This window comes from Bacillus sp. PK3-037 (assembly GCF_054161355.1).
Map to the genome: position 1 here is coordinate 1,642,952 of NZ_CP096408.1, position 22,163 is coordinate 1,665,114.

Annotated in this window: 28 protein-coding genes and 1 riboswitch; of the genes, 21 read left to right on the forward strand and 7 right to left on the reverse strand. The window is 44.0% G+C overall.

The window, feature by feature from the left end; genetic code table 11:
• Positions 1-9 precede the first annotated feature (9 nt).
• A complete protein-coding gene (tasA, locus tag M1D69_RS08510; protein WP_429659682.1) occupies positions 10-795 on the forward strand; it encodes a biofilm matrix protein TasA in 786 nt (261 codons plus the stop codon).
• An 86-nt stretch (positions 796-881) separates the two neighbouring features.
• Here tasA and sinR read toward each other — a convergent pair whose 3' ends face one another.
• The 4 genes from sinR to M1D69_RS08530 form a co-directional block, all read right to left on the reverse strand.
• Positions 882-1,217, reverse strand: a complete 336-nt coding sequence (gene sinR, locus M1D69_RS08515) for a transcriptional regulator SinR (RefSeq protein ID WP_003226345.1) — start codon at positions 1,215-1,217, stop codon at positions 882-884.
• 33 nt (positions 1,218-1,250) lie between these two features.
• Positions 1,251-1,424, reverse strand: coding sequence for an anti-repressor SinI (gene sinI / locus M1D69_RS08520; protein ID WP_458104018.1), 174 nt, complete (start codon positions 1,422-1,424; stop codon positions 1,251-1,253).
• 183 nt (positions 1,425-1,607) lie between these two features.
• Positions 1,608-2,402: a YqhG family protein gene (locus M1D69_RS08525; protein ID WP_458104017.1), complete on the reverse strand. Its 795-nt coding sequence runs from the start codon at positions 2,400-2,402 to the stop codon at positions 1,608-1,610.
• A gap of 19 nt (positions 2,403-2,421) precedes the next feature.
• Positions 2,422-4,095 (reverse strand): DEAD/DEAH box helicase, encoded by a 1,674-nt coding sequence (locus M1D69_RS08530; protein WP_458104016.1) that lies wholly within the window; start codon positions 4,093-4,095, stop codon positions 2,422-2,424.
• Between the two features lie 168 nt (positions 4,096-4,263).
• A riboswitch (glycine riboswitch) is annotated at positions 4,264-4,365 on the forward strand.
• Positions 4,366-4,538: 173 nt separating this feature from the next.
• On the opposite strand from M1D69_RS08530, the gene gcvT reads away from it, so the two are divergent.
• Genes gcvT through gcvPB form a run of 3 tightly spaced genes read left to right on the forward strand, consistent with a single transcriptional unit; the run spans position 4,539 to position 8,476 of the window.
• Positions 4,539-5,627, forward strand: a complete 1,089-nt coding sequence (gene gcvT, locus M1D69_RS08535) for a glycine cleavage system aminomethyltransferase GcvT (protein WP_458104015.1) — start codon at positions 4,539-4,541, stop codon at positions 5,625-5,627.
• A 28-nt stretch (positions 5,628-5,655) separates the two neighbouring features.
• Positions 5,656-7,002 (forward strand): aminomethyl-transferring glycine dehydrogenase subunit GcvPA, encoded by a 1,347-nt coding sequence (gene gcvPA, locus M1D69_RS08540; protein ID WP_458104014.1) that lies wholly within the window; start codon positions 5,656-5,658, stop codon positions 7,000-7,002.
• A complete protein-coding gene (gcvPB, locus tag M1D69_RS08545) occupies positions 6,995-8,476 on the forward strand; it encodes an aminomethyl-transferring glycine dehydrogenase subunit GcvPB (RefSeq protein WP_458104013.1) in 1,482 nt (493 codons plus the stop codon). Before gcvPA ends, gcvPB begins: the two co-directional genes overlap by 8 nt.
• Positions 8,477-8,509: 33 nt before the next feature.
• Here gcvPB and M1D69_RS08550 read toward each other — a convergent pair whose 3' ends face one another.
• Complete coding sequence (locus tag M1D69_RS08550; protein WP_024122030.1) at positions 8,510-8,890, reverse strand: rhodanese-like domain-containing protein; 381 nt, start codon at positions 8,888-8,890, stop codon at positions 8,510-8,512.
• Positions 8,891-9,080: 190 nt separating this feature from the next.
• On the opposite strand from M1D69_RS08550, the gene lipM reads away from it, so the two are divergent.
• The 3 genes from lipM to M1D69_RS08565 all read left to right on the forward strand — a co-directional run bounded on the left by lipM (position 9,081) and on the right by M1D69_RS08565 (position 11,448).
• Complete coding sequence (lipM, locus tag M1D69_RS08555; RefSeq protein ID WP_458104012.1) at positions 9,081-9,917, forward strand: octanoyltransferase LipM; 837 nt, start codon at positions 9,081-9,083, stop codon at positions 9,915-9,917.
• 100 nt (positions 9,918-10,017) lie between these two features.
• On the forward strand, positions 10,018-10,446 hold the full coding sequence (gene mntR / locus M1D69_RS08560; protein WP_010334908.1) for a transcriptional regulator MntR: 429 nt from the start codon (positions 10,018-10,020) through the stop codon (positions 10,444-10,446).
• Positions 10,447-10,572: 126 nt separating this feature from the next.
• Positions 10,573-11,448, forward strand: a complete 876-nt coding sequence (locus tag M1D69_RS08565) for a patatin-like phospholipase family protein (RefSeq protein ID WP_024122028.1) — start codon at positions 10,573-10,575, stop codon at positions 11,446-11,448.
• On the opposite strand, the gene M1D69_RS08570 is transcribed toward M1D69_RS08565, so the two are convergent.
• Positions 11,445-11,840, reverse strand: coding sequence for an SA1362 family protein (locus M1D69_RS08570; RefSeq protein WP_044154629.1), 396 nt, complete (start codon positions 11,838-11,840; stop codon positions 11,445-11,447). The genes M1D69_RS08565 and M1D69_RS08570 overlap by 4 nt on opposite strands.
• Before the next feature lie 39 nt (positions 11,841-11,879).
• Positions 11,880-12,833 carry a DUF1385 domain-containing protein gene (locus M1D69_RS08575; RefSeq protein WP_458104011.1) on the reverse strand — a complete coding sequence of 318 codons (954 nt, stop codon included), beginning with the start codon at positions 12,831-12,833 and terminating at the stop codon, positions 11,880-11,882.
• A gap of 231 nt (positions 12,834-13,064) precedes the next feature.
• Here M1D69_RS08575 and M1D69_RS08580 point away from each other — a divergent pair, with 231 nt between their 5' ends.
• The 14 genes from M1D69_RS08580 to accB all read left to right on the forward strand — a co-directional run bounded on the left by M1D69_RS08580 (position 13,065) and on the right by accB (position 22,152).
• A complete protein-coding gene (locus tag M1D69_RS08580; protein ID WP_458104010.1) occupies positions 13,065-13,598 on the forward strand; it encodes a YqhR family membrane protein in 534 nt (177 codons plus the stop codon).
• An 87-nt stretch (positions 13,599-13,685) separates the two neighbouring features.
• On the forward strand, positions 13,686-14,126 hold the full coding sequence (gene aroQ, locus M1D69_RS08585) for a type II 3-dehydroquinate dehydratase (RefSeq protein WP_024122024.1): 441 nt from the start codon (positions 13,686-13,688) through the stop codon (positions 14,124-14,126).
• Positions 14,127-14,128: 2 nt separating this feature from the next.
• A complete protein-coding gene (gene papA, locus M1D69_RS08590) occupies positions 14,129-15,190 on the forward strand; it encodes an aminopeptidase PapA (RefSeq protein WP_458104009.1) in 1,062 nt (353 codons plus the stop codon).
• Between the two features lie 24 nt (positions 15,191-15,214).
• Positions 15,215-15,772 (forward strand): elongation factor P, encoded by a 558-nt coding sequence (gene efp, locus M1D69_RS08595; RefSeq protein ID WP_024122022.1) that lies wholly within the window; start codon positions 15,215-15,217, stop codon positions 15,770-15,772.
• A gap of 143 nt (positions 15,773-15,915) precedes the next feature.
• Entirely contained in the window at positions 15,916-16,197 is a 282-nt protein-coding gene (locus M1D69_RS08600) for a YqhV family protein (protein WP_010334901.1), read from the forward strand.
• A 75-nt stretch (positions 16,198-16,272) separates the two neighbouring features.
• A complete protein-coding gene (gene spoIIIAA / locus M1D69_RS08605; protein ID WP_059293615.1) occupies positions 16,273-17,196 on the forward strand; it encodes a stage III sporulation protein AA in 924 nt (307 codons plus the stop codon).
• Positions 17,190-17,705 (forward strand): stage III sporulation protein SpoIIIAB, encoded by a 516-nt coding sequence (gene spoIIIAB / locus M1D69_RS08610; protein WP_024122020.1) that lies wholly within the window; start codon positions 17,190-17,192, stop codon positions 17,703-17,705. The genes spoIIIAA and spoIIIAB overlap by 7 nt, the downstream gene beginning before the upstream one ends.
• 22 nt (positions 17,706-17,727) lie before the next feature.
• Positions 17,728-17,934 carry a stage III sporulation protein AC gene (gene spoIIIAC / locus M1D69_RS08615; protein ID WP_003153142.1) on the forward strand — a complete coding sequence of 69 codons (207 nt, stop codon included), beginning with the start codon at positions 17,728-17,730 and terminating at the stop codon, positions 17,932-17,934.
• A 12-nt stretch (positions 17,935-17,946) separates the two neighbouring features.
• Positions 17,947-18,342 (forward strand): stage III sporulation protein AD, encoded by a 396-nt coding sequence (gene spoIIIAD / locus M1D69_RS08620; protein WP_081638335.1) that lies wholly within the window; start codon positions 17,947-17,949, stop codon positions 18,340-18,342.
• An 18-nt stretch (positions 18,343-18,360) separates the two neighbouring features.
• Positions 18,361-19,560: a stage III sporulation protein AE gene (gene spoIIIAE, locus M1D69_RS08625; RefSeq protein WP_458104008.1), complete on the forward strand. Its 1,200-nt coding sequence runs from the start codon at positions 18,361-18,363 to the stop codon at positions 19,558-19,560.
• A 13-nt stretch (positions 19,561-19,573) separates the two neighbouring features.
• Positions 19,574-20,194 carry a stage III sporulation protein AF gene (spoIIIAF, locus tag M1D69_RS08630; RefSeq protein ID WP_044154638.1) on the forward strand — a complete coding sequence of 207 codons (621 nt, stop codon included), beginning with the start codon at positions 19,574-19,576 and terminating at the stop codon, positions 20,192-20,194.
• Entirely contained in the window at positions 20,187-20,876 is a 690-nt protein-coding gene (gene spoIIIAG / locus M1D69_RS08635; protein WP_458104007.1) for a stage III sporulation protein AG, read from the forward strand. Before spoIIIAF ends, spoIIIAG begins: the two co-directional genes overlap by 8 nt.
• Positions 20,877-21,527, forward strand: a complete 651-nt coding sequence (gene spoIIIAH / locus M1D69_RS08640; RefSeq protein WP_010334894.1) for a stage III sporulation ratchet engulfment protein SpoIIIAH — start codon at positions 20,877-20,879, stop codon at positions 21,525-21,527.
• Positions 21,528-21,678: 151 nt separating this feature from the next.
• Positions 21,679-22,152 carry an acetyl-CoA carboxylase biotin carboxyl carrier protein gene (gene accB, locus M1D69_RS08645; protein ID WP_458104006.1) on the forward strand — a complete coding sequence of 158 codons (474 nt, stop codon included), beginning with the start codon at positions 21,679-21,681 and terminating at the stop codon, positions 22,150-22,152.
• The last annotated feature ends 11 nt before the right edge of the window (positions 22,153-22,163 follow it).

A 22,163-nucleotide genomic window follows, 5' to 3' on the forward strand; every position in this document is an offset into this window, starting at 1 on the left:
GAGTTTAGCATGGGTATGAAAAAGAAATTGAGTTTAGGAGTTGCATCAGCAGCACTAGGGTTAGCTTTAGTAGGAGGAGGAACATGGGCAGCATTTAACGATATTAAATCAACGGATGCTACTTTTGCATCAGGTACGCTTGATTTAGCAGCGAAAGAAAATTCAGCCAGTGTCAACTTATCAAATCTAAAGCCGGGAGATAAATTGACGAAAGATTTCCAATTCGAAAATAACGGCTCACTTGCGATCAAAGAGGTATTAATGGCGCTGAATTATGGAGAATTTAAAGCAAACGGCGGAAGTAATACATCCCCAGAAGATTTTCTCAGCCAGTTTGAGGTTACATTATTGACAGTCGGCAAAGAGGGAGGCAATGGCTATCCGAAAAACATCATTTTAGATGATGCCAACCTTAAAGACTTATATTTAATGTCCTCTAAGAATGATGCTGCGGCGACTGAAAAAATTAAAAATCAAATTGATCCTAAATTCTTAAACGCAAGCGGAAAAGTCAATATAGCGACAATTGACGGTAAAACCGCTCCTGAATATGACGGTGTTCCTAAAACACCGACTGATTTTGACCAGGTTAAAATGGAAATTCAATTTAAAGACGATAAAACAAAAGATGAAAAGGGACAAATGGTTCAAAATAAATATCAAGGCAACTCATTACAGCTTCAATTCTCATTTGAAGCAACACAGTGGAATGGCTTGACAATCAAAAAGGAACATACTGATAAAGACGGTTACATTAAAGAAAATGAAAAAGCGCATAGCGAGGATAAACATTAATTGAAAAAAGAGGTGGCTCAGTACATGCGTACTGAGCCATTCTTATGTTTATTGACAAAAGAGGAGTAAGTGCCTCTGCTCAGGCACTACTCCTCTTTTTGGGACTTTCTCCATTTTTGATAATCTAAAAATTCACGAAATTGTTTTTTCGATACCCCAGATGTCATCGCATCGCGAACCAATTTCTCCCATTCACTATCTAATTGACCATCGTATTCGGTTTCATGTTTTTCATCAAGCAAAGTATGAACCGAGACGTCCAGAACAGCGGAGACTTTTTCGAGAAATTGAATGGAGGGGTTCGTTTGTAGATTTCGTTCTATTGAGCTTAAATAAGACTTCGCTACCCCAGCTTTTTCTGCTAGTTCTGATAGTGAGTAGCCTTTTTCTTTACGGTATTGTTTAATACGCTGGCCAATCAATGTCATCACCTTCCTTGTGATATTATAGCACATTCAGAAAGGATTTATGGTATGACTTCTGGCTGCCGGACCAGGATGAGCAGACTTTTTGTTTAAAAGTAAATATTTGCGTATTTCCTCAGGGCTGATATTTGCTTCTCTGGCTTTCATCATTAATTCAACCCATTCTTGATCTAATTCGAAGTGCTCTTGTTTTGCATTTTTCATGCAGTTTCTCCTCCTAAAATACTTGTTTATGTATTTCAGCCAGTCCGGCCATGACCTTTGTACGCCTTCTGTGGTCTCTGGAAGTCATTTGCTAATTGAATAGCCAGAATTTTTTTCCAATATACCTTTATTATAATAGCATTTTTCCAAAAAAAACGAGAACGATGTCGAATCTGAAAAAAGTTAGCTCGAAATATTATTTTGCAGAAAAAATAATCCGCCATTTTCGATCTGAACTGATATCTTTGGTTGATACAAGGCTTTTAACGCTTGTTTTTCAAGATGGTACTCTTCTGGCTTTTCTTCTGTATGCTCATAAAACTGATCAAGTAATTTCATATCGTTTTGCCACCTGTTTACCGCCTGCTCTGCCCAGTCTGACGGTTCTTGCATAGCGGCTTGGGTAATATAGCTCTCCATCCGCTTAAGACCACTTTCAGGTTTGATCATAGGCGATATGGTGAAACAATAGTCACATATTTGTGATGTCAATGAAAGCTGTACGAGCTTACTTTGAAAATCTTCAATCATGGTTCCAGAGACAAGGTGAAGACCTAGTGACAATAGCTTATCCTTTTTCATGTCGGACTGGTATGAAATCATGACATTTATACCAAGCCAAGGCTGAAGCGGAATTTTCGCTCCGGCTGATTCAATTTTCTCATACATTCTGGTAAATCTCCCATTTTGTTTAACTGCTTTAAAGATTTGAAAAAGGCGTGGCGCCCCGAAATAAATAAATTCGCCATCTAGGTCTTTTGGAGCGGATTCCTTATCTGTAATGAACGTTATTTTCATCGGATTCGGGTCGCCGCCGGTCTTCTCGCGCCAGTGCCAGTAAAAAGGCCGATTCATGATCTGTTTGTCCATTTCAACTGTAAGCTGAACCGTCATGTAACCGGGTCCTTGGTCGATGATCGGACAGCTGTTTGCCTGGAAAAAACGAAGCAGAAATTGGTGAACCTCTTGCTGTCTCACTTGTAAAACCTCCTTGCGGCTAAGAACCTCTTTTTTCAGCGGGCTGCTGTTTTTTATAAGACAAAAATGAGGTTAAGTTGTCCATTTTGATTTTCATTTCTTCTTCGGTTGCCGAATGGTACAAAATATCGTGCAGGTGCTCTTCAAAATTGTTGACTTGAATTTTTGTTAAAATGTCATCAAGCTCGCCGACCACTTTTTCAAATAAATGAATTTTTTCATATAAAAGCTTTAAAATATGCTCTTCCACTGTATGTTTGGTAGCCATGTTATAAATATGCACGTCACGCTCCTGCCCGAGCCTGTGGATTCTTCCGATTCTTTGTTCAAGCCGCATCGGGTTCCATGGCAAATCATAGTTAATCATGTGATTGCAAAACTGCAGGTTGATCCCTTCGCCGCCCGCTTCAGTTGCAATCAGCACTTGAACCTTCCCGCGGAAAAGGTCCTTCATCCAGTCTTTTTTTCCGCGTTTAAATCCGCCTCTGAACGGCACAGAGCTGATGCCGTGTTGCTGAAGAAACCACTGCAGATAAATTTGAGTGGCACGGTATTCTGTAAAAATAATGACTTTATCGTCTATCTTTTTAATCAGATCGACGACTTGATTCGCTTTAGAATTTTGCGTCACTTGATTGATGCGGTCCATTAATATAGAAATGGTGTGTTCATCAATGGCTGGTGCCTGTTTTTCTTTTTGGTCGAGCATTTTTTTCAGTGTCATGTACACAGCTTCCCTGCTTGAACAGCATTCTCTTTGGAGTGTCATAATGGAGAACATGCTGGCCGGTTTGTTAATGCTTTCTTTCAGGCGGGAAATCTCATCGTAAAGCGCCTGCTCTGATGGAGAAAATTCAATCGGCACTGTTTCGACGCGGCGCTGCTTCCAATTCAGCCCGGTGTCATGCCGCCTGTTGCGAATCATGACTTTATTCACTAGATCTTTTAAATGATCATGCGCTTCTAAGCTGGATTTCTTTTTAGAAAACATTTCTTGAAAGTGATTCTGATTGCCTAAATGACCAGGCTTTAATAATGAAACCAAATTGAATATTTCTTCAACACGGTTTTGGATTGGCGTCGCAGTCAGCAGCAGGCAGTATTTTTTCACAAGATTCCGGACAAATTCATAGTTCTTTGTTTTGCTATTTTTGAGCTTGTGGGCCTCATCAATAATGACGAGATCATATGGGATTGACAGCACAATTTCCCGGTGGGGCGAGCGTTTTGCCGTATCGATGGAGGACACGACGATATCGCACTGCTCCCACACATAGCTTTTCTTTTGCTCAACAGCCGGAATCAAAAATTTTTCCTGAAGCTCTTTCACCCACTGCGAAACAAGAGAAGCTGGCACAAGGATCAGAATTTTTTTGGCTAACCCGCGAATCATATATTCTTTTAGAATCAGCCCGGCTTCGACAGTTTTGCCGAGCCCCACTTCATCTGCTAAAATCGCTTTTCCGTTCATTTTTTCAACAACCTTCTGCGCAACCTCAAGCTGATGGGGAAGCGGCGTGAAGGAAGGGAGATATAATGGGGCCCGCAAGCCTTCAAATTCAGGAATCGCCAATGTTTCCTGGATTTCTGATGAAAGCTTGTACAGCTCCCAGTTTGACCACGGACCGTCGTTTTTCAGTTTTTCGGCAAATTCTTCGGGCCATTTTGTATCATATTTGATTTCTGCATTCATTGCTGTGAAACCGCCTTTCATATTCTTCAATTTTTTAAATGAACAATATAAGAAAAATCCGCCCAAATTGCTGTTGCCCCGCATATAGTGATGATGGTAGGATATGAGTATGTATTTGATGTAAGATATTGCTATAGTATGTCCATAACAGCATGAAAATATGAGCGAATGACAGCAAGGGGAGAGACCTGACCGAGAAAACCGGGATACAGGCGCCGAAGGAGCAAACTGCGGAGTGAATCTCTCAGGCAAAAGAACTCTTGCTCGACGCAACTCTGGAGAGTGTTTGTGTGAAATGCGCAAGCCACCAAAGGGGACGTCTTTGCTATTGCAAAGTAAACTTTCAGGTGCCAGGACAGAGAACCTTCATTTAATATGAGGTGTTTCTCTGTCCTTTTTTGTATGTTTTTTTAGCTGCGCCGTTGATAAAGGGGAGGAATTTGATGCTGAAAAGAACACCGTTATTTGAATTGTACAAGGAATATGGAGGGAAAACGATTGATTTCGGAGGCTGGGAGCTTCCTGTTCAATTTTCTTCAATCAAAAAAGAGCATGAGGCTGTCCGAACAGCAGCCGGGCTGTTTGATGTTTCCCATATGGGGGAAGTCGAAATCACGGGGGATGACAGTCTGTCTTTTTTACAAAAGCTGATGACAAATGATGTATCCGCGTTAAAAACCGGCCGTGCGCAATATACCGCGATGTGCTACCCGGACGGCGGCACCGTTGATGATTTACTCATCTATCAAAAAGCTGAAAACCGCTATTTGCTTGTCATCAATGCTTCAAATATAGATAAAGATCTTGCTTGGCTCAAAGAACACGCAGCAGGAGATGTCCAGATTGACAATTTGTCAGATCAGATCGCGCTTTTGGCCGTGCAGGGGCCGAAAGCAGAAACAATCTTAAAAAATCTGACAGCTTCAGATGTGTCTGCTTTAAAACCATTTGCATTTATTGATGAAGCTGATATCAGCGGCTGCAAAGCACTCATTTCGCGCACCGGCTATACGGGTGAAGACGGGTTCGAAATTTACTGCCGTGCTGATGACGCCGTCCGAATTTGGAAACAAATCATTGAAGCGGGTAAAGAACATGGGCTTATGCCATGCGGGCTAGGAGCGCGTGATACGCTCAGATTTGAAGCGAAGCTCCCGCTCTATGGCCAGGAGCTGACTCGGGATATCTCGCCGGTTGAAGCAGGTATAGGATTTGCCGTAAAACACAAAAAAGAGTCTGATTTTTTCGGGAAGTCTGTATTGAGTGAACAGAAAGAAAACGGGGCGAAACGAAAGCTCGTCGGTCTTGAAATGATTGAAAAAGGAATACCGAGACACGGATATGAAGTGTTTCAAAGCGGCAAGTCCATCGGAAAGGTGACAACAGGCACCCAGTCACCGACATTGGGGAAAAACGTGGGCCTTGCCTTGGTTGATGCTGGAGCGAGTGAGATCGGAACTGTTGTAGAAGTGGAGATTCGCAAAAAATTAGTGAAAGCAAAGGTAGTTAAAACACCATTTTATAAACGCTAAAAATTTTTCTTTGGAGAGGGGTCAACACATGAAGCACCGCTATTTGCCCGCGACAGAAAAGGATAAACAGGAAATGCTTGATGCCATCGGCGCAAACACGATCGATGATTTATTCGCCGATATACCGGAGAACGTCAGATTCAAAAAAGAGTATCAAATCAAAAAGGCAAAATCAGAAACAGAATTAACAAAAGAACTGACCAAGCTGGCGTCTAAAAACTGTGATACCGTTCAATACGCATCTTTCTTAGGCGCCGGTGTTTATGATCATTATCAGCCGGTTATTGTGGATCATGTCATTTCAAGGTCTGAGTTTTATACAGCTTATACACCATATCAGCCGGAAATTTCTCAAGGGGAGCTTCAGGCGATTTTCGAGTTTCAAACGATGATTTGTGAATTAACTGGCATGGATATCAGCAACTCTTCTATGTATGATGGCGGAACAGCCTTGGCGGAAGCTGCGATGCTTGCCTCCGGACATACGAAAAAGAAAAAAATTGTGGTGTCAACAACCGTGCACCCTGAATCGAGAGAAGTGCTGAAAACATATGCAAAAGGACAGTATATTGAAGTTGTTGAAGTCCCTGCCGCAAATGGAGTGACTGATCTTGATGCTTTGCGCGAAACCGTTTGTGACGATACGGCGGCGGTCATTGTGCAGTACCCGAACTTTTTTGGTCTGGTTGAGCCGTTGAAGGATATTGAGCCGATCGCTCATCAGGGAAAATCTATGTTTATTGTCTCAGCCAATCCGCTTGCATTGGGACTTCTGACCCCGCCGGGCGCTTTTCAGGCTGATATTGTGGTTGGCGATGCACAGCCATTCGGGATTCCTTCCGCATACGGCGGACCCCATTGCGGGTTTTTTGCGGTCACGAAAAAATTAATGAGAAAGGTGCCGGGCCGCCTCGTCGGACAAACGGAGGATGAAAACGGAAAAAGAGGTTTTGTGCTTACCTTGCAAGCCAGAGAGCAGCATATTCGCAGGGATAAGGCGACGTCAAACATCTGCTCGAACCAGGCTTTAAACGCACTGGCCGCTTCCGTCGCCATGACGGCTCTCGGGAAAAACGGCGTAAAAGAAATCGCCCGCCAAAATCTCTTAAAAGCCAATTATGCTAAGCAAGAAGCGAAAAAAGCGGGGCTCACCGTAATGTTTGACGGGCCGATGTTTAACGAATTCGTTATCAAACTAGATGAACCTGTGAAATCGGTAAACAAAAGATTGCTGACAAATGGGATCATCGGCGGCTACGATTTGGGTCTGACGTATCCGGAGCTTGACCGCCATATGCTTATTGCCGTAACAGAGCTGAGAACAAAAGAAGAAATTGACGCACTCATTCAGGAATTGGGGGATCGCCATGAATAATCAGGATCAGGCACTTATTTTTGAGCTTTCAAGAGAAGGCCGTGTAGGCTACAGTCTGCCGGAGCTTGACGTACCGGAAATGGAAGTGGAGGACCTCTTGTCAGACAGTTATATCCGTGATGAGGACGCAGAGCTGCCGGAGGTTTCTGAGTTGGATATTATGCGGCATTACACGGCATTGTCCAAACGGAACCACGGGGTTGATTCGGGCTTTTACCCGCTCGGTTCCTGTACAATGAAATACAATCCGAAATTGAATGAAAAAATCGCGAGGATTCCCGGTTTTGCCGCGATTCATCCTCTTCAGGACGAAGACACAGTGCAAGGCGCTTTGGAGTTTTTATATGACTTAAGCAAGCATCTTGAGGAAATTACGGGAATGGATGAGGTCACGCTTCAGCCCGCGGCGGGGGCGCATGGCGAATGGACGGGACTGATGATGATCCGCGCTTATCATGAGGCGCGCGGAGATATGAAACGGACAAAGGTCATTGTCCCCGATTCAGCTCATGGGACAAATCCCGCGTCTGCAACAGTTGCCGGTTTTGAAACGGTAACGGTGAAATCGAATGAAAACGGACTTGTTGATTTAGAGGATTTAAAAAGAGCGGTGAATGAAGAAACCGCAGCTCTTATGCTGACGAATCCGAATACACTCGGATTATTTGAGGAGCAGATCACCGAGATGGCGGAAATCGTTCACCAAGCCGGAGGAAAGCTGTATTATGACGGCGCTAATTTAAATGCCGTGTTAAGTAAAGCGAGACCCGGTGATATGGGATTTGATGTGGTGCATCTTAATTTGCATAAAACCTTTACAGGGCCTCACGGCGGAGGCGGTCCGGGTTCAGGTCCGGTTGGCGTAAAAGAAGATCTGATTCCTTATCTGCCAAAACCCGTTTTAATCAAAAAAGAAGGCCGGTTTACTTTTGACTATGACCGCCCTCACGCGATCGGCCGTGTTAAGCCTTATTACGGCAACTTCGGCATCAACGTCAGAGCGTATACGTATATCCGCTCTATGGGCCCGGACGGGTTAAAGGCCGTTACTGAAAACGCGGTGCTGAACGCCAACTATATGATGAGAAAGCTTGCCCCTTATTACGATCTGCCGTTTGACCGCCATTGCAAGCACGAATTTGTATTGTCAGGGAAACGCCAGAAAAAGCTTGGGGTGCGTACGCTGGATATTGCAAAACGGCTGCTCGATTTCGGCTATCATCCGCCTACGATTTATTTTCCGCTTAATGTTGAGGAGTGCATCATGATTGAGCCGACAGAGACAGAATCCAAGGAAACGCTGGATGCGTTTATTGATGCTATGATCCAAATTGCGAAAGAAGCAGAGGAAACTCCGGAGCTCGTACAGGAGGCTCCGCATACAACAATCGTCAAAAGAATGGATGAAACAAAAGCAGCCAGACAGCCTGTACTTAGATACGAGAAAAACGTAAGCAGCGAACTTGTAAAATAAAAAACAGCTGTCTGATATCAGACAGCTGTTTTTTTAATTTTTGGCTTTAATTTTTCCGCCCCATTTTTTAAAGCCGCCCTTAAGGTTATAAATCTCAGTGCAGCCGTTTTTGCGCAGGGTTTGTGCCGCGCGTCCGCTGCGGACACTGTTCTGGCAGTACAGATAGACAGGCTTGTCCGGCCGGATTTCATTTTTTCTCTGTTTCAGCTGAGAAAGCGGAATGTTGCGGGCGCCTAAAATATGTCCGCCATCAAATTCATTCGGTTCACGAACGTCGATAAGCTGCGCTTTGCGGTAACCAGCGCGGAATTCTTCTTCCGAAAGTGTTTTCATAATTCGCTGCTGATAGACATATGAAGCAATCATATAGACGATAAACGCAGCAAAAATAATTAAAACGATCATATTAGACAATGTGATTCTACTCCTTTAACGTATAAAATCAAAACCCTGCTTCTTTAAACAAGGGCATAGAGACGTTTTCGACAAATACTATTATAGTAAAGCACGGCGCGATTGTCATCCATAATGGAACTAAAATATTTTTCATTTTCCCGGCAGTTTGTTAAACTGATTCTATTAAAACGGTAAGGAAGGTCTCAAAATGGAAAAAGAAACTTGGCGGTTTATAGACTCAGGAAATGCAAGCCCGGCTTTCAATATGGCGCTTGATGAAGCGCTTTTATATTGGCACAGTGAAAAGAAAATTCCTCCGGTCATCCGTTTTTACGGCTGGAATCCGGCGACGCTTTCTGTAGGTTATTTTCAAAATATTAAAAAGGAAATCAATTTTGAAGCAGTACATAAGTATAATCTTGGATTTGTCAGACGCCCGACCGGAGGAAGAGGGGTGCTCCACGATCAGGAATTGACATACAGTGTAATTGTTTCTGAGGATCATCCGGAAATGCCGGCGACGGTAACCGAGGCATATCGGGTTATTTCAGAAGGCATACTTCAAGGCTTTAGAAATCTTGGCCTGGACGCTTATTTTGCCATTCCGAGAACCGAAAAAGAAAAAGAAAGCTTAAAGAACCCGCGATCATCCGTTTGTTTTGACGCGCCGTCCTGGTATGAGCTCGTTGTCGAGGGACGCAAGGTGGCGGGAAGCGCGCAAACGAGACAAAAAGGCGTCATCCTTCAGCACGGCTCCATTCTGCTTGATTTGGATGAGGACAAGCTGTTTGATCTGTTTTTGTATCCGAGTGAAAGAGTCAGAGAGCGGATGCAGCGCAATTTTAAAAATAAAGCGGTTGCGATTAATGAACTCACCGATCACCCGGTGACGATGGACGATGCACGCAAGGCTTTTAAATCCGGATTTGAAACCGGTTTGAATATTCACTTGGAGCCGTACGAATTATCCCAGGAAGAGCTTGCTTTTGTTCAGGACTTGGCAGAAACAAAATATGCTTCTGATGAATGGAATTATAAGCGGTAAAAAGGGCTTTTTGGCCTGCAGAGCATCCTTGTTTTTTCAAGTTCATTAGTGTAAACTTGTAATGATTTATAAAGTTAAGGTGCTTTTTGGGAGGGTTTCGATGACGACACCAAGTATGGAAGATTATATTGAACAGATTTATATGCTGATTGAAGAAAAAGGATATGCAAGGGTTTCTGATATCGCGGAAGCATTGGCAGTCCACCCCTCCTCTGTAACAAAAATGGTTCAAAAACTAGATAAAGACGAATATTTAATTTATGAAAAATATCGCGGTCTCGTGCTAACGTCTAAAGGAAAGAAAATAGGCAAACGGCTAGTATACAGACATGAATTGCTTGAGCAGTTTTTAAGAATCATTGGTGTTGATGAAGAGAAAATATATAACGATGTCGAAGGAATCGAGCATCATTTAAGCTGGAACAGCATTGATCGCATCGGTGATCTTGTTCAATATTTTGAAGAAGACGATGCGCGTAAAAAAGAGCTGAAATCAATCCAAAAGAAAACAGAACATCATAATCAGTAAAAAGGCGGGTCTCAAAGGAGGCCGCCTTTTTTTGATGAAATGCGCCCTGCTTCATTCATTGGTCTATTTCTTCGCGTTTTTTCTTAAAATGATAGTAAACCATTGGATGGAGGGGGAGGGTATGGGATGTATATTGACGGTGTGTTTTCTGGCGGAGGGGTAAAAGGCGTGGCGCTTGCCGGCGCTTATGAAGCGCTTGAGGAAAAAGGCTTCCGCTTTGCACGGCTTGCCGGCACAAGCGCCGGCGCCGTTATTGCCGCTTTTATTGCATCAGGTTATTCAAGCAAGGAAATTCACGCTTTGATTGAAGAAGTGGACGGAGAGAGGCTGCTGGACCAGCGATACTCATTTCTCCCCTTAAAAATGCTCCAATGGGTGTCTATTTACTGGCGTTTGGGCTTGTTTAAAGGAGACACATTAGAAAAGTGGATCGCCGACCTTTTAAGAGCGAAAGGCGTACGCGTCTTTGGCGATTTGAAAAAAGGCTCTTTGCGGCTCATCGCTTCGGATCTGACAAACGGTACAATGATCGTGCTGCCGGATGACTTGGTCCGCTACGGGTTAAATCCGGATATGTTTCCGGTTGCCAGAGCGGTAAGAATGAGCTGCAGCATTCCCTATTTTTTTGAACCAATAAAATTAAAAACAGATACAGGAACTGCCACCGTAGTGGATGGGGGCGTTTTAAGCAATTTTCCCATATGGCTGTTTTCTAAAGAAAGAAAACGACCTGTTATCGGTGTGACGCTTGCGCCGAATGAAAGGGAGCGGCCGAAAAAAAATATCGGAAACGCTTTTGAACTGTTTGGCGCTCTGTTTGAAACGATGAAGGATGCGCATGACGCAAGACATATCGCGTCACGCTATGAGCAAAATATCATTTTTCTGCCGGTTGACAACGTGATGGCGACCGAATTTCATTTAACACAACAAAAAAAACTAGCCCTGATTGAGCTAGGTAAAAGTCGGACAGAGCAGTTTTTAAAGCAGTGGACCTATTAAAAAAGCGCTCTGTTTTTCTTTTTATTTTTTTTGCCTTCTATGACAGTCAGCTGCGTCTGGCTTTTTTTCTTGAGAATCATCGGCTTAGGTTTGCTGGCGCTCGGAACGCTTCGCAGATGGCTCACCCGGCCTTTATGCCCGGCGCGGTGCTTTGCTTTTTGTTCTTTCAGCCGGCGCCGCGATTGTTTGGCCGCTTTTTTAAAAGCCGCTCCTTCACTGCCAGTATTTCGCTTCATAACATATTTCACAATAAAATAAATAATGATACCTGCCAAGATGACGGTTATCGCCATTTTTGCCATTTCTCCGGGATTGGTTACCAGCACATAGAGGAAACCGAACGCTCCCAGCGCAATTAATACAGCAATAATAGGTTGTACACGATGATTCATAACTGTCCACCTCCGAAAGTAATAGCAGGGCAACGGATATTAGATGACGTTGTGAGAAGGCTGCTCTTTTTGTTCAGATCTTTCTTCGAGTCTGAGAAGCTCGTTAAAGCTTTCGATTGCAACTTCTACTTGGTCATCCTTAGGTTCTTTCGTCGTTAACAGCTGAAGCCAGAGGCCCGGGTACCCGAGACATTTCAAACCGGGAATATCACGCACTTTATTTGTCAGCTGCAGCACTTCAAAGGAAATCCCAAGTACAACCGGTATGAGAGCGACACGATCTATAACACGCAACCAAAGCGGATCTGTCGGAACAAGCAAGTATACAAACATACCGACAATAATGGTAAATAAAATAAAACTGGACCCGCAGCGGTAATGAAGCCGTGATTGATTTTGAACGTTCTCTACAGTAATTGGCAAATTCTGTTCATAACAGTTTATGACCTTATGTTCGGCTCCATGATATTGAAACACTCTTTTAATCAGCGGTGTCATGGATAAAAAATAAATATAACCGAGCAGCAAAATCAATTTGAACAGACTTTCAACTGCGATTTGCGCTGTGTCCGATGGAAAAACCGGTCTTGTCAGTTCAGCTAAGAAAACAGGAACCAATGTAAATACGAATTTACTGAACAAAAAAGATAAGACGCCGATCACTGCAAGGCTGAGATACATTGACAGCCCCGAGGATTTTTTTTCTTCCTTAAGCGTCTCGTCCTCAGACGGATCAAGTCCGTAGCGTTCACTCGAGAAATTCAAATGCTTTGTGCCGTTAGCGCTCGCTTCAATAATAGCCGCGATCCCTCTTATAAATGGTATTTTTTTCACCATGTTCAGCTTCGGATTGTGTTTCCGCGGAAGCTTGAAGAAATCAATGCTTCCGTCTGTTCTTCGTATGGCCGTAACGTAATTGTGTTTTCCGCCAAACATAACGCCTTCCACAACCGCCTGCCCGCCGTAAGCGGGCGGAATTTTATGTTTTGACATATTGATCAACCTGCCTATTTCTTTAGGATTGCTAACTATTTCCTTTCACTCTATTGTACAGGAAACAGCGCGAAACCTCTAGATTGACGGGCCGAAAATTTGCCAGAGCCTTGCTTTTTCTACATGCAGTATACCCGTTATTTTCAAATTTTACTCGCTGCTGTCAAAATGTGTGAGCTTTTTTATTGACATTTCATTTTTTGGGCACACTTTAACAAGGAGGTGGCCGTTATGACAAGTGAAAAAAATACAGATCAAAACGAACAAACAAAAGAGGATCAGGGACCGCCTGTGCCAATGGGCGGCAGGGTAGCGGCGACGGGTTTTTGCGGAGGCGTATTATGGAGTATCGTCGGTTATATCGCCTACTTATTTCATTTTTCCGAAATCAACCCCAATATGATATTGCAGCCGTTTGTACTCGGAGAGTGGAAAAAACATGGTTTAGGAACGATTATCAGCATCATTGTGATTGGCATCATTTCGATTGGCGGGGCGTTTCTTTATTATCTTCTCTTGAAACGCTTGAAAACGATGTGGCCTGGTATGTTATACGGCTTGCTGCTTTGGCTGCTCGTGTTTTTTGTGTTTAATCCGATTTTCCAGGATGTGCGCGCCGTAACTGAATTGAAATCAGATACGATTATTACAACGATCTGCATCTATCTGCTTTACGGGCTGTTTGTCGGATATTCAATTTCATTTGAATATAATGAGCTGAACTCGGAAAAGCTGGCACGTGCGCTGGGAACACAGAGAGAATAGTGTATTATCCTTTTTTGTTATGATAAAATGTTCACGAGAAGTGAACATTTTTTACATGAGAAACCCTCGCGAAAAGGAGAGAGCCATGTGCCTCATTTTTTGATTTTGAACGGCCCGAATGTCAATCGGCTGGGGAAGCGTGAGCCGGATGTATTTGGGCGTCACACACTGACAGATATTGAAACAGATCTTTTTCAATTTGCTGAAGCCTTACATATTCAGCTTACTTTTTTCCAGTCTAATCATGAAGGTGATTTGATAGACGCCATACACGAGGCTGAGGAACAATATGACGGAATTGTTTTGAATCCGGGCGCGCTGAGCCATTACAGCTATGCCATCAGGGATGCTGTTTCAAGCATCAGTCCTCCTGTGGTTGAGGTGCATTTATCAAACTTATACGCCAGAGAAGAATTCAGGCATCAGTCAGTGATCGCTCCTGTTGCGAAAGGGCAGATTGTCGGCCTCGGATCTGAAGGCTACAAGCTTGCTGTTCGCTATTTATTAAGCCGGCAAGGGGGAGAATAAAGATGAAACTTGAGAAATTAAGAAACTTGTTCGAACAGCTGGGGATAGACGGAATGCTGATTACAAGCAGCATCAATTTGCGCTATATGACCGGTTTTACAGGGTCAGCGGGCTTAGCTGTCATATCCGGAGACAGGGCTGCGTTTATTACGGATTTCCGTTATACGGAGCAGGCGAAGGTTCAGGTAAAGGGCTTTGAAATCATTGAGCACGGCGGCAGCCTGATTCAAACCACTGCCGACACAATTGAAAAGTTCGGCATCAAACGCCTCGGTTTTGAACAAAACAGTATGACCTACGGCACATACGCGTCCTACAACGCGGTTATCAGTGAGGCTGAATTAGTGCCTGTGGCTGAATCCGTGGAAAAGTTGCGCTTGATTAAGTCTAATGAAGAGATTAAGATATTAGAGGAAGCTGCGAAGATTGCAGATGATGCTTTCAGCCATATCTTGACGTTTATGAAACCCGGCATTTCTGAAATAGCTGTTGCCAATGAATTGGAGTTTTATATGAGAAGCCAAGGAGCGGACAGCTCTTCTTTTGATATGATTGTCGCCTCGGGCCTTCGGTCAAGCCTTCCCCATGGAGTGGCAAGTGACAAACTGATTGAAAGCGGGGATCTTGTTACGCTGGATTTTGGCGCTTACTATAAAGGATATTGTTCTGACATTACCCGAACGGTCGCTGTAGGCCAGCCTAGTGAACAATTGAAAGAAATTTATCAGGTCGTATTTGATGCTCAGGCACTCGGTGTCGAACATATTAAGCCGGGCATGACAGGCAAAGAGGCTGACGCCCTGACAAGGGATCATATCGCTGCAAAAGGCTACGGCGAGTACTTCGGCCATTCAACCGGGCATGGGCTCGGCATGGAAGTTCATGAGTCGCCGGGGCTGTCCGTCAGATCTTCAGCTATCCTTGAACCGGGCATGGTGGTTACAGTGGAGCCGGGCATTTACATACCAGAAACAGGCGGTGTCCGAATTGAAGATGACATCGTGATGACAGAAAACGGCAACCGGACAATTACCCATTCCCCAAAAGAACTCATTATTTTGTGATTGGAATATAGGAGGACATTAAACATGATTTCAGTAAACGATTTCCGTACAGGATTAACAATCGAAGTGGATGGCGGCATTTGGCGCGTCGTTGACTTCCAGCACGTAAAACCGGGTAAAGGTGCGGCATTTGTCCGTTCTAAACTTCGCAACCTGCGTACTGGCGCGATTCAGGAAAAAACATTCCGTGCTGGTGAAAAAGTGGCAAAAGCGCAAATCGAAACAAAAACAATGCAATACTTATATGCAAACGGAGACCAGCACGTATTCATGGATACAAGTTCATATGAACAGCTTGAACTGAGTGAAACTCAAATTGAAGAGGAATTAAAATATCTGCTTGAAAATATGTCTGTACACATCATGATGTACCAAGATGAAACACTCGGTATCGAACTTCCGAACACGGTTGAGCTGAAAGTGGTAGAGACTGAACCTGGTATTAAAGGTGATACGGCATCAGGCGGTACAAAACCTGCGAAAACCGAAACTGGTCTTGTTGTAAACGTGCCGTTCTTTGTCAATGAAGGCGACACTCTTGTAGTCAACACATCAGATGGTTCTTACGTTTCAAGAGCGTAAGGAGAAAAAAGAGGCCTGTTCCCAATTGGGAGCAGGCTTTTTTTGTGCGCAAAAACAGAATCTTTCTTTTATACGAAAATGGCAAGACTACTTCCGACAGCTAGAGCATATCATATAAAAAAATGGGAGGTTGGGAGAGTGCTATGAAATTTTTTCTTGGAAATATCAATTCTACTGTTTTGACAATGGCCGGATTGCGAGTTTTATCCTCTATGATCGAGCTGACGGCCGCGATTGTGATGCTTGTGACAAATGATGTCCGCAAAGCGGTTGTGGTCAACAGCATTCTTGCTATTGTCGGTCCGTTAATTTTTATCATCACCATGACTGTGGGAATCTACCAAATTGCCGGGCAGCTGTCATATGCAAAACTGATCTTGATTTTTACGGGTGTCGTGTTGATTTTAGCGGGTGTCCACAAATAAAGAGAGGCTTGTCATAAAGTCTGCCTCGCATCATACATTTTAAAGAAGCCGATCGGTAGAAAGGAGGAGACTCTGTTGAATGAAATTGCTGACGTTCTCCCTGAATCCATGAAAAACGCCCTTTCTGAAATACCGGAACATCAATGGCTGGAAATCGAAGAAATCAGAATTCGGGTTAACCGCCCTGTTGAACTGATACGAAAAGGACAACCTCTTTTTTTGTCCTATGCGGGCACGGCCGAGGATGCCCACCTGATCCTCAGCCGGCTGAGCAATTATAGTATGTATACGCTCGAAGAAGAGCTGAAGAAAGGGTATGTCACCATCAGGGGCGGCCACAGAGTCGGACTTGCAGGCAGAGTCATTACAGAAAACGGAGGGGTGAAGGGCCTCCGCGACATTGCGTCTTTTAATATACGAATTGCCCGGCAAAAGCTTGGGATTGCAGAACCGCTGCTGCCTTATCTGCATCAAAACGGCTGGCTGAATACATTGATTATCGGTCCGCCCCAAACCGGTAAAACAACGCTGCTTCGGGATCTTGCCAGACTTGCGAGCAGCGGCAAGAACCGGATTCCGCCCGTAAAGACAGGCATTGTCGATGAACGGTCGGAAATTGCCGGGTGCCTGCGCGGCATCCCGCAGCATCAATTCGGACAGAGAATTGACGTGTTAGATGCCTGTCCGAAGGCTGAGGGGCTGATGATGATGATCCGGTCAATGAGTCCCGAGGTGATAATCGTTGATGAAATCGGAAGAACGGAGGATACAGAAGCACTTCTCGAGGCGCTGCATGCCGGTGTTTCGGTCATTGTATCCGCGCATGGCTGGAGTATTTCTGATCTGACGAAGCGGCCTTCATTAAAGCGTCTGTGGGAAGAAAAAGCCTTTGACCGCTATTTGGAATTATCCAGAACGAAGGGACCGGGCACGGTAAGCCGTATTTATGACAAAGACGGAAACGTGCTTTCGGGAACGAGGGACGTGAAAACATGCTGAAGCTGTTAGGCGCTGTATTCATTGTAGCTGCGACAACATGGACAGGTTTCGAGACGGCGAAAATTTATACAGAACGGCCAAGGCAAATCCGTCAGCTGCGTGCCGCGCTCCAATCTCTTGAGGCGGAAATTATGTACGGCCATACACCGCTTCACACCGCTTCGCAGCAGATCGCAAAACAGCTTGCACAGCCTGTTTCGGCTCTGTTTCTCAGTTTTAGCGAACAGCTGGAGAAAGGCAGTGATTCAGCTAAAACGGCATGGGAGCAAAGCTTAAAAAAAGTGTGGGACAACATGTCGCTGAAAAAAGCCGAATATGATGTGCTGAAGCAGTTCGGCGAGACGCTTGGGATTCACGATCGAATCTCACAGCAAAAACATATCAAGCTGGCACTTACACACTTAGAGGCATCGGAAGCGGATGCTGAGCAGGCCCAAGCGAAAAATGAAAAGATGATAAAAAGTTTAGGCTTTTTAGCGGGCTTGTTACTCATTCTTCTATTGATGTAAACGTGAGGGGAGCAAAAATAAAATGGGAGTAGACGTTAATGTCATTTTTCAAATCGCCGGAGTGGGAATCGTGGTCGCTTTTTTACACACGATTTTGGATCAGATGGGAAAAAAAGAATACGCCCAGTGGGTGACGCTGTTAGGTTTTATCTATATTTTATTTATGGTCGCCACTATTGTGGATGACCTCTTTAAAAAGATAAAAGCTGTGTTTTTATTTCAAGGATAGGGGGGCTTACAGATTGACATTGTTCAAATTGTAGGTTTAGGGCTGATCGCCACCTTCCTTTCTTTGATCGTAAAAGAACAAAAGCCGACATTTGCCTTTTTAATTGTCGTCTTTGCCGGATGTGTTATTTTTCTCTATTTGGTAGATCAAATCTACGACATTATCAGAATGATTGAAAAAATAGCCGTTAACGCCAATGTCAACATGGTATATGTTGAAACGATTTTAAAGATTATCGGAATCGCTTATATTGCTGAATTCGGGGCGCAGCTCACCAAGGATGCCGGTCAAGGGGCCATCGCCTCGAAAATAGAATTGGCGGGGAAAATTCTGATTCTCGTTATGGCTGTTCCTATTTTAACCGTGATTATTGAAACGATTCTCGGACTTATACCTTCCATGTCATAACCGAAAGGAGGCGGCAGATTGAAGCGTTTTCGATGGGCGTTGGTTCTTGCGGTGCTGCTCGTATTCGGCTGCACAGAAATTGTACAAGCAGCAGACGATTCGACCCAAACAGAAGAACATACCGAAACGCCGGAGCAATTGGCTGAAAAAACGGCAGAGTCGCTTGAAACAGACAAGATCGGTGAATTTTGGAATGACATAATGACGGAGTACGGCGGGCTTCTGCCGGAAAGTCAAAAAGGAAGTTTGCTTGAGTTTATAAACGGCGATAAATCCTTTTCACCGCAAGAATGGCTGAAGGCTCTCTTTTCTTATTTGTTTCATGAAGTGCTTGCCAATGGAAAGCTTCTCGGCACGTTGATTTTGCTGACGATTTTTTGCGTCATTCTTCAGCTTCTGCAAAATGCATTTCAGCAAAGCACAGTCAGCAAGGTTGCCTACGCAATTGTTTATATGGTGCTGATAATCCTGGCGCTGAACAGCTTTCATGTAGCGATCAATTATGCGACAGAGGCGATTCAGACGATGACCAGTTTTATTTTGGCTCTCATTCCTCTCCTGCTGGCACTATTGGCTTCCTCTGGAGGAGCTGTATCTGCGGCTTTCTTTCATCCTGTTATTCTCTTTCTAATGAATACGAGCGGTCTGCTGATTCAAAATATCGTCATGCCGCTGATTTTCTTATCGGCGATTCTGAGCATCGTCAGTACAATGACTGAACAATACAAAGTAACGCAGCTGTCCAATCTTCTCAGAAATATTGCCATCGGAGCGCTGGCAGTCTTTCTCACTGTGTTTCTCGGCGTCATTTCTGTGCAGGGTGCCTCGGCGGCAGTGACAGACGGCATTACGCTCAGGACGGCTAAGTTTATTACCGGCAACTTCATTCCTGTTCTTGGAAGAATGTTTACTGACGCAACAGATACAGTGATCAGCGCTTCCTTATTGCTGAAAAATACGGTGGGAATTCTGGGTGTCGCCATTTTGATTTGTATTGCGGCTTTCCCGGCAATCAAAGTGCTTTCTCTCGCTTTTATTTACAAGCTGGCAGCCGCGATTCTCCAGCCGCTCGGCGGCGGTCCGGTCATTACCTGTCTCGATGTCATCAGCAAAAGCGTCATTTATATTTTTGCGGCTCTCGCTATTGTGTCTCTCATGTTTTTTTTAAGCCTTACCGTCATTATTACTGCCGGAAACCTCACGATGATGATGAAATAAAGGAGGCTGACGGATGAGTTTTTTAACTGAATGGCTTACCAGCATCGTCTTATTTATCCTATTTGCAATCGTCATTGATATGCTGCTGCCGAGCTCCAGCATGCAAAAGTACGCAAAAATGGTAGTCAGCCTGCTGCTGATCGTCGTCATGCTTACTCCAATCTTTAAGCTTTTCAAAACAGACCCCGAAGTCATCTTTGAATACCTCACAAAAAACGGGCAATCGGAATCTGCCGAAATAAAAAATCAGATCAATTCAAAAAAAATAGAAATACAAGCTTCCCAGCGCGCATATATTTTAGAAGAAATGGCTGTCCAACTAAAAAAGAAAGCGGAGGAGATGTTCAGTCATGACGAATATAAAGTAGACCAAATCAAGATCACGGCAGGAGAAAAAGTAGATTCAGAAGAGGATATCAAAACAATCAGCGTGTATATGGCCCCGTCTTCTGAAAAAACGGTCCAAACGGTCGCGCCGATCGACATTAATACGGATCATGCATACGTCACGAAAGAAAAAGCGGAACAAAAAGAAGCAAAACAGATTGAGACAAAGCTTGCGGACATTTGGGAAATCGGCAGTGAGAAAATTACGGTTCATATGGAAGGCGGGGAGAGGATCGGCAATGAATAAAAACGGATTATGGAACGTATTGAAAAAGCAGTTTCTTCCGGGGCAATCGAAGGACGGCGAAAAACCGAAGCTGACCAAATATCATTACTTTCTGTTCGTTTTTGTTCTCGGCGTCTCCTTTATGCTTGTCAGCCAGCTCTTTTCTTCACCGGAGAAAACGGAAAACGCCCAGACCATAACAGCACCGGCATCAGTTGATTCGGCGGACAGCAAAGAGAAAACAGCCGAGGTGTTTAAAGCCTCTAAATCTGATGATCCTAAAAACTCTATTGGCGATTATGAAAAAGAATATGAAAACCAGCTGAAAGAAATTCTTGAAACCATTATCGGCGTGGAGGATGTCTCGGTTGTGGTCAATGTAGACGCAACGTCACTGAAGGTTTATGAAAAAAACAAATCAAGCAAAAATACAACAACTGAAGAAACAGACAAAGAAGGCGGAACTAGAAGTGTGACGGATCAAACATCAGAGGAAGAAATCGTCATGATCAGGAATGGGGATAAAGAAACCCCTGTTGTGGTTCAAACGAAAAAACCTGACATACGCGGTGTACTCGTTGTTGCTCAAGGAGTGGACAACGTTCAAATAAAACAAACCATTATTGAAGCGGTGACACGGGTCCTGGATGTTCCAAGCCACCGGGTTGCGGTTGCCCCTAAAAAAATAAAGGAGGATTCATAAATGCTCAAAAAACAAACCGTTTGGCTGTTAACAATGCTCAGTCTTGTTGTGGTGTTAAGTGTTTATTATATCATGTCGCCGGAAAGTAAAAACGCGGTGCAGATGCAAAGTGAAAAAAGCCCGTCTGACAGCGGTGAGGTAGCAACTGAAAAAACACCTGCCAAGGAAGACACAAAGGAAAAAAACGGTACTGAAACAGAAAAAGAAGACGGAACAAAGGGGACGAAAGATTCTTCATCAGACAAAGAAACTTCCGCTGAAGCGAGTGAAAAAGGAACAGTTGTGACCGAAACCGCCGATGATGATCTCTTCACAACGTACCGCCTTGATTTAGAGGACGCCAGAAGCAAGGAAAGGGAAGAGCTGAATGCGATCGTGTCCAGCGACGATGCAACAGCAAAGGAAAAGAGCGAAGCATATGATAAAATGACAGCCCTCAGTGAAGCGGAAGGAACAGAAAAACAGCTTGAAACACTGATTAAAACACAAGGCTATGAAGATGCCCTCGTAAACGCGGAAGGAGACAAAATCAACATCACGGTCAAGTCTGACAAACACTCCAAATCTAAAGCTACAGCCATCATAGACCTTGTTGCCAAAGAAATTAAAACGATGAAAGACGTTGCTGTCACATTTGAGCCTTCCAAATAGTTAATGGACAACCGCCCGCCGAAACGCGGGCTTTTTGCATGCCAATCATATTAGAGTTGAATTCAAAAGTCCGCTCCTGTAAGATAAACATAGTATGTACTTTTAGTAGTAACCTATAAAAAGAAATTTCAATACATAGGAGTGCGATGGAATGTTAAATATTAAAGAAATCCATGAGCTGATTAAAACAATTGACGAATCTTCAATTGATGAATTCGTATATGAAAATGAAGGTGTTTCCCTAAAACTGAAAAAACACGAAGCGGGTACAGTGCAAGTGATGCAGCAAGCGCCGGCAGCACCTGTACAAGCAGCGGCTCCGCAAACGGCACAGCAGCAAGCAGCGCCGGCACCTGCACAAGAGGCGCCGAAACAAGATGAAAACCTGCATCAAATCAAATCGCCGATGGTGGGAACATTTTATGCTTCTTCATCACCGGAAGCCGGTCCTTATGTAACTGCAGGCTCTAAAGTAAATGAAAACACAGTTGTCTGCATTGTGGAAGCAATGAAGCTATTCAACGAAATCGAAGCGGAAGTAAAAGGCGAAATCGTTGAAGTATTAGTTGAAAACGGCCAGCTGGTTGAGTATGGACAACCTCTATTTCTTGTAAAAGCAGAGTAAGGAGACTTAAC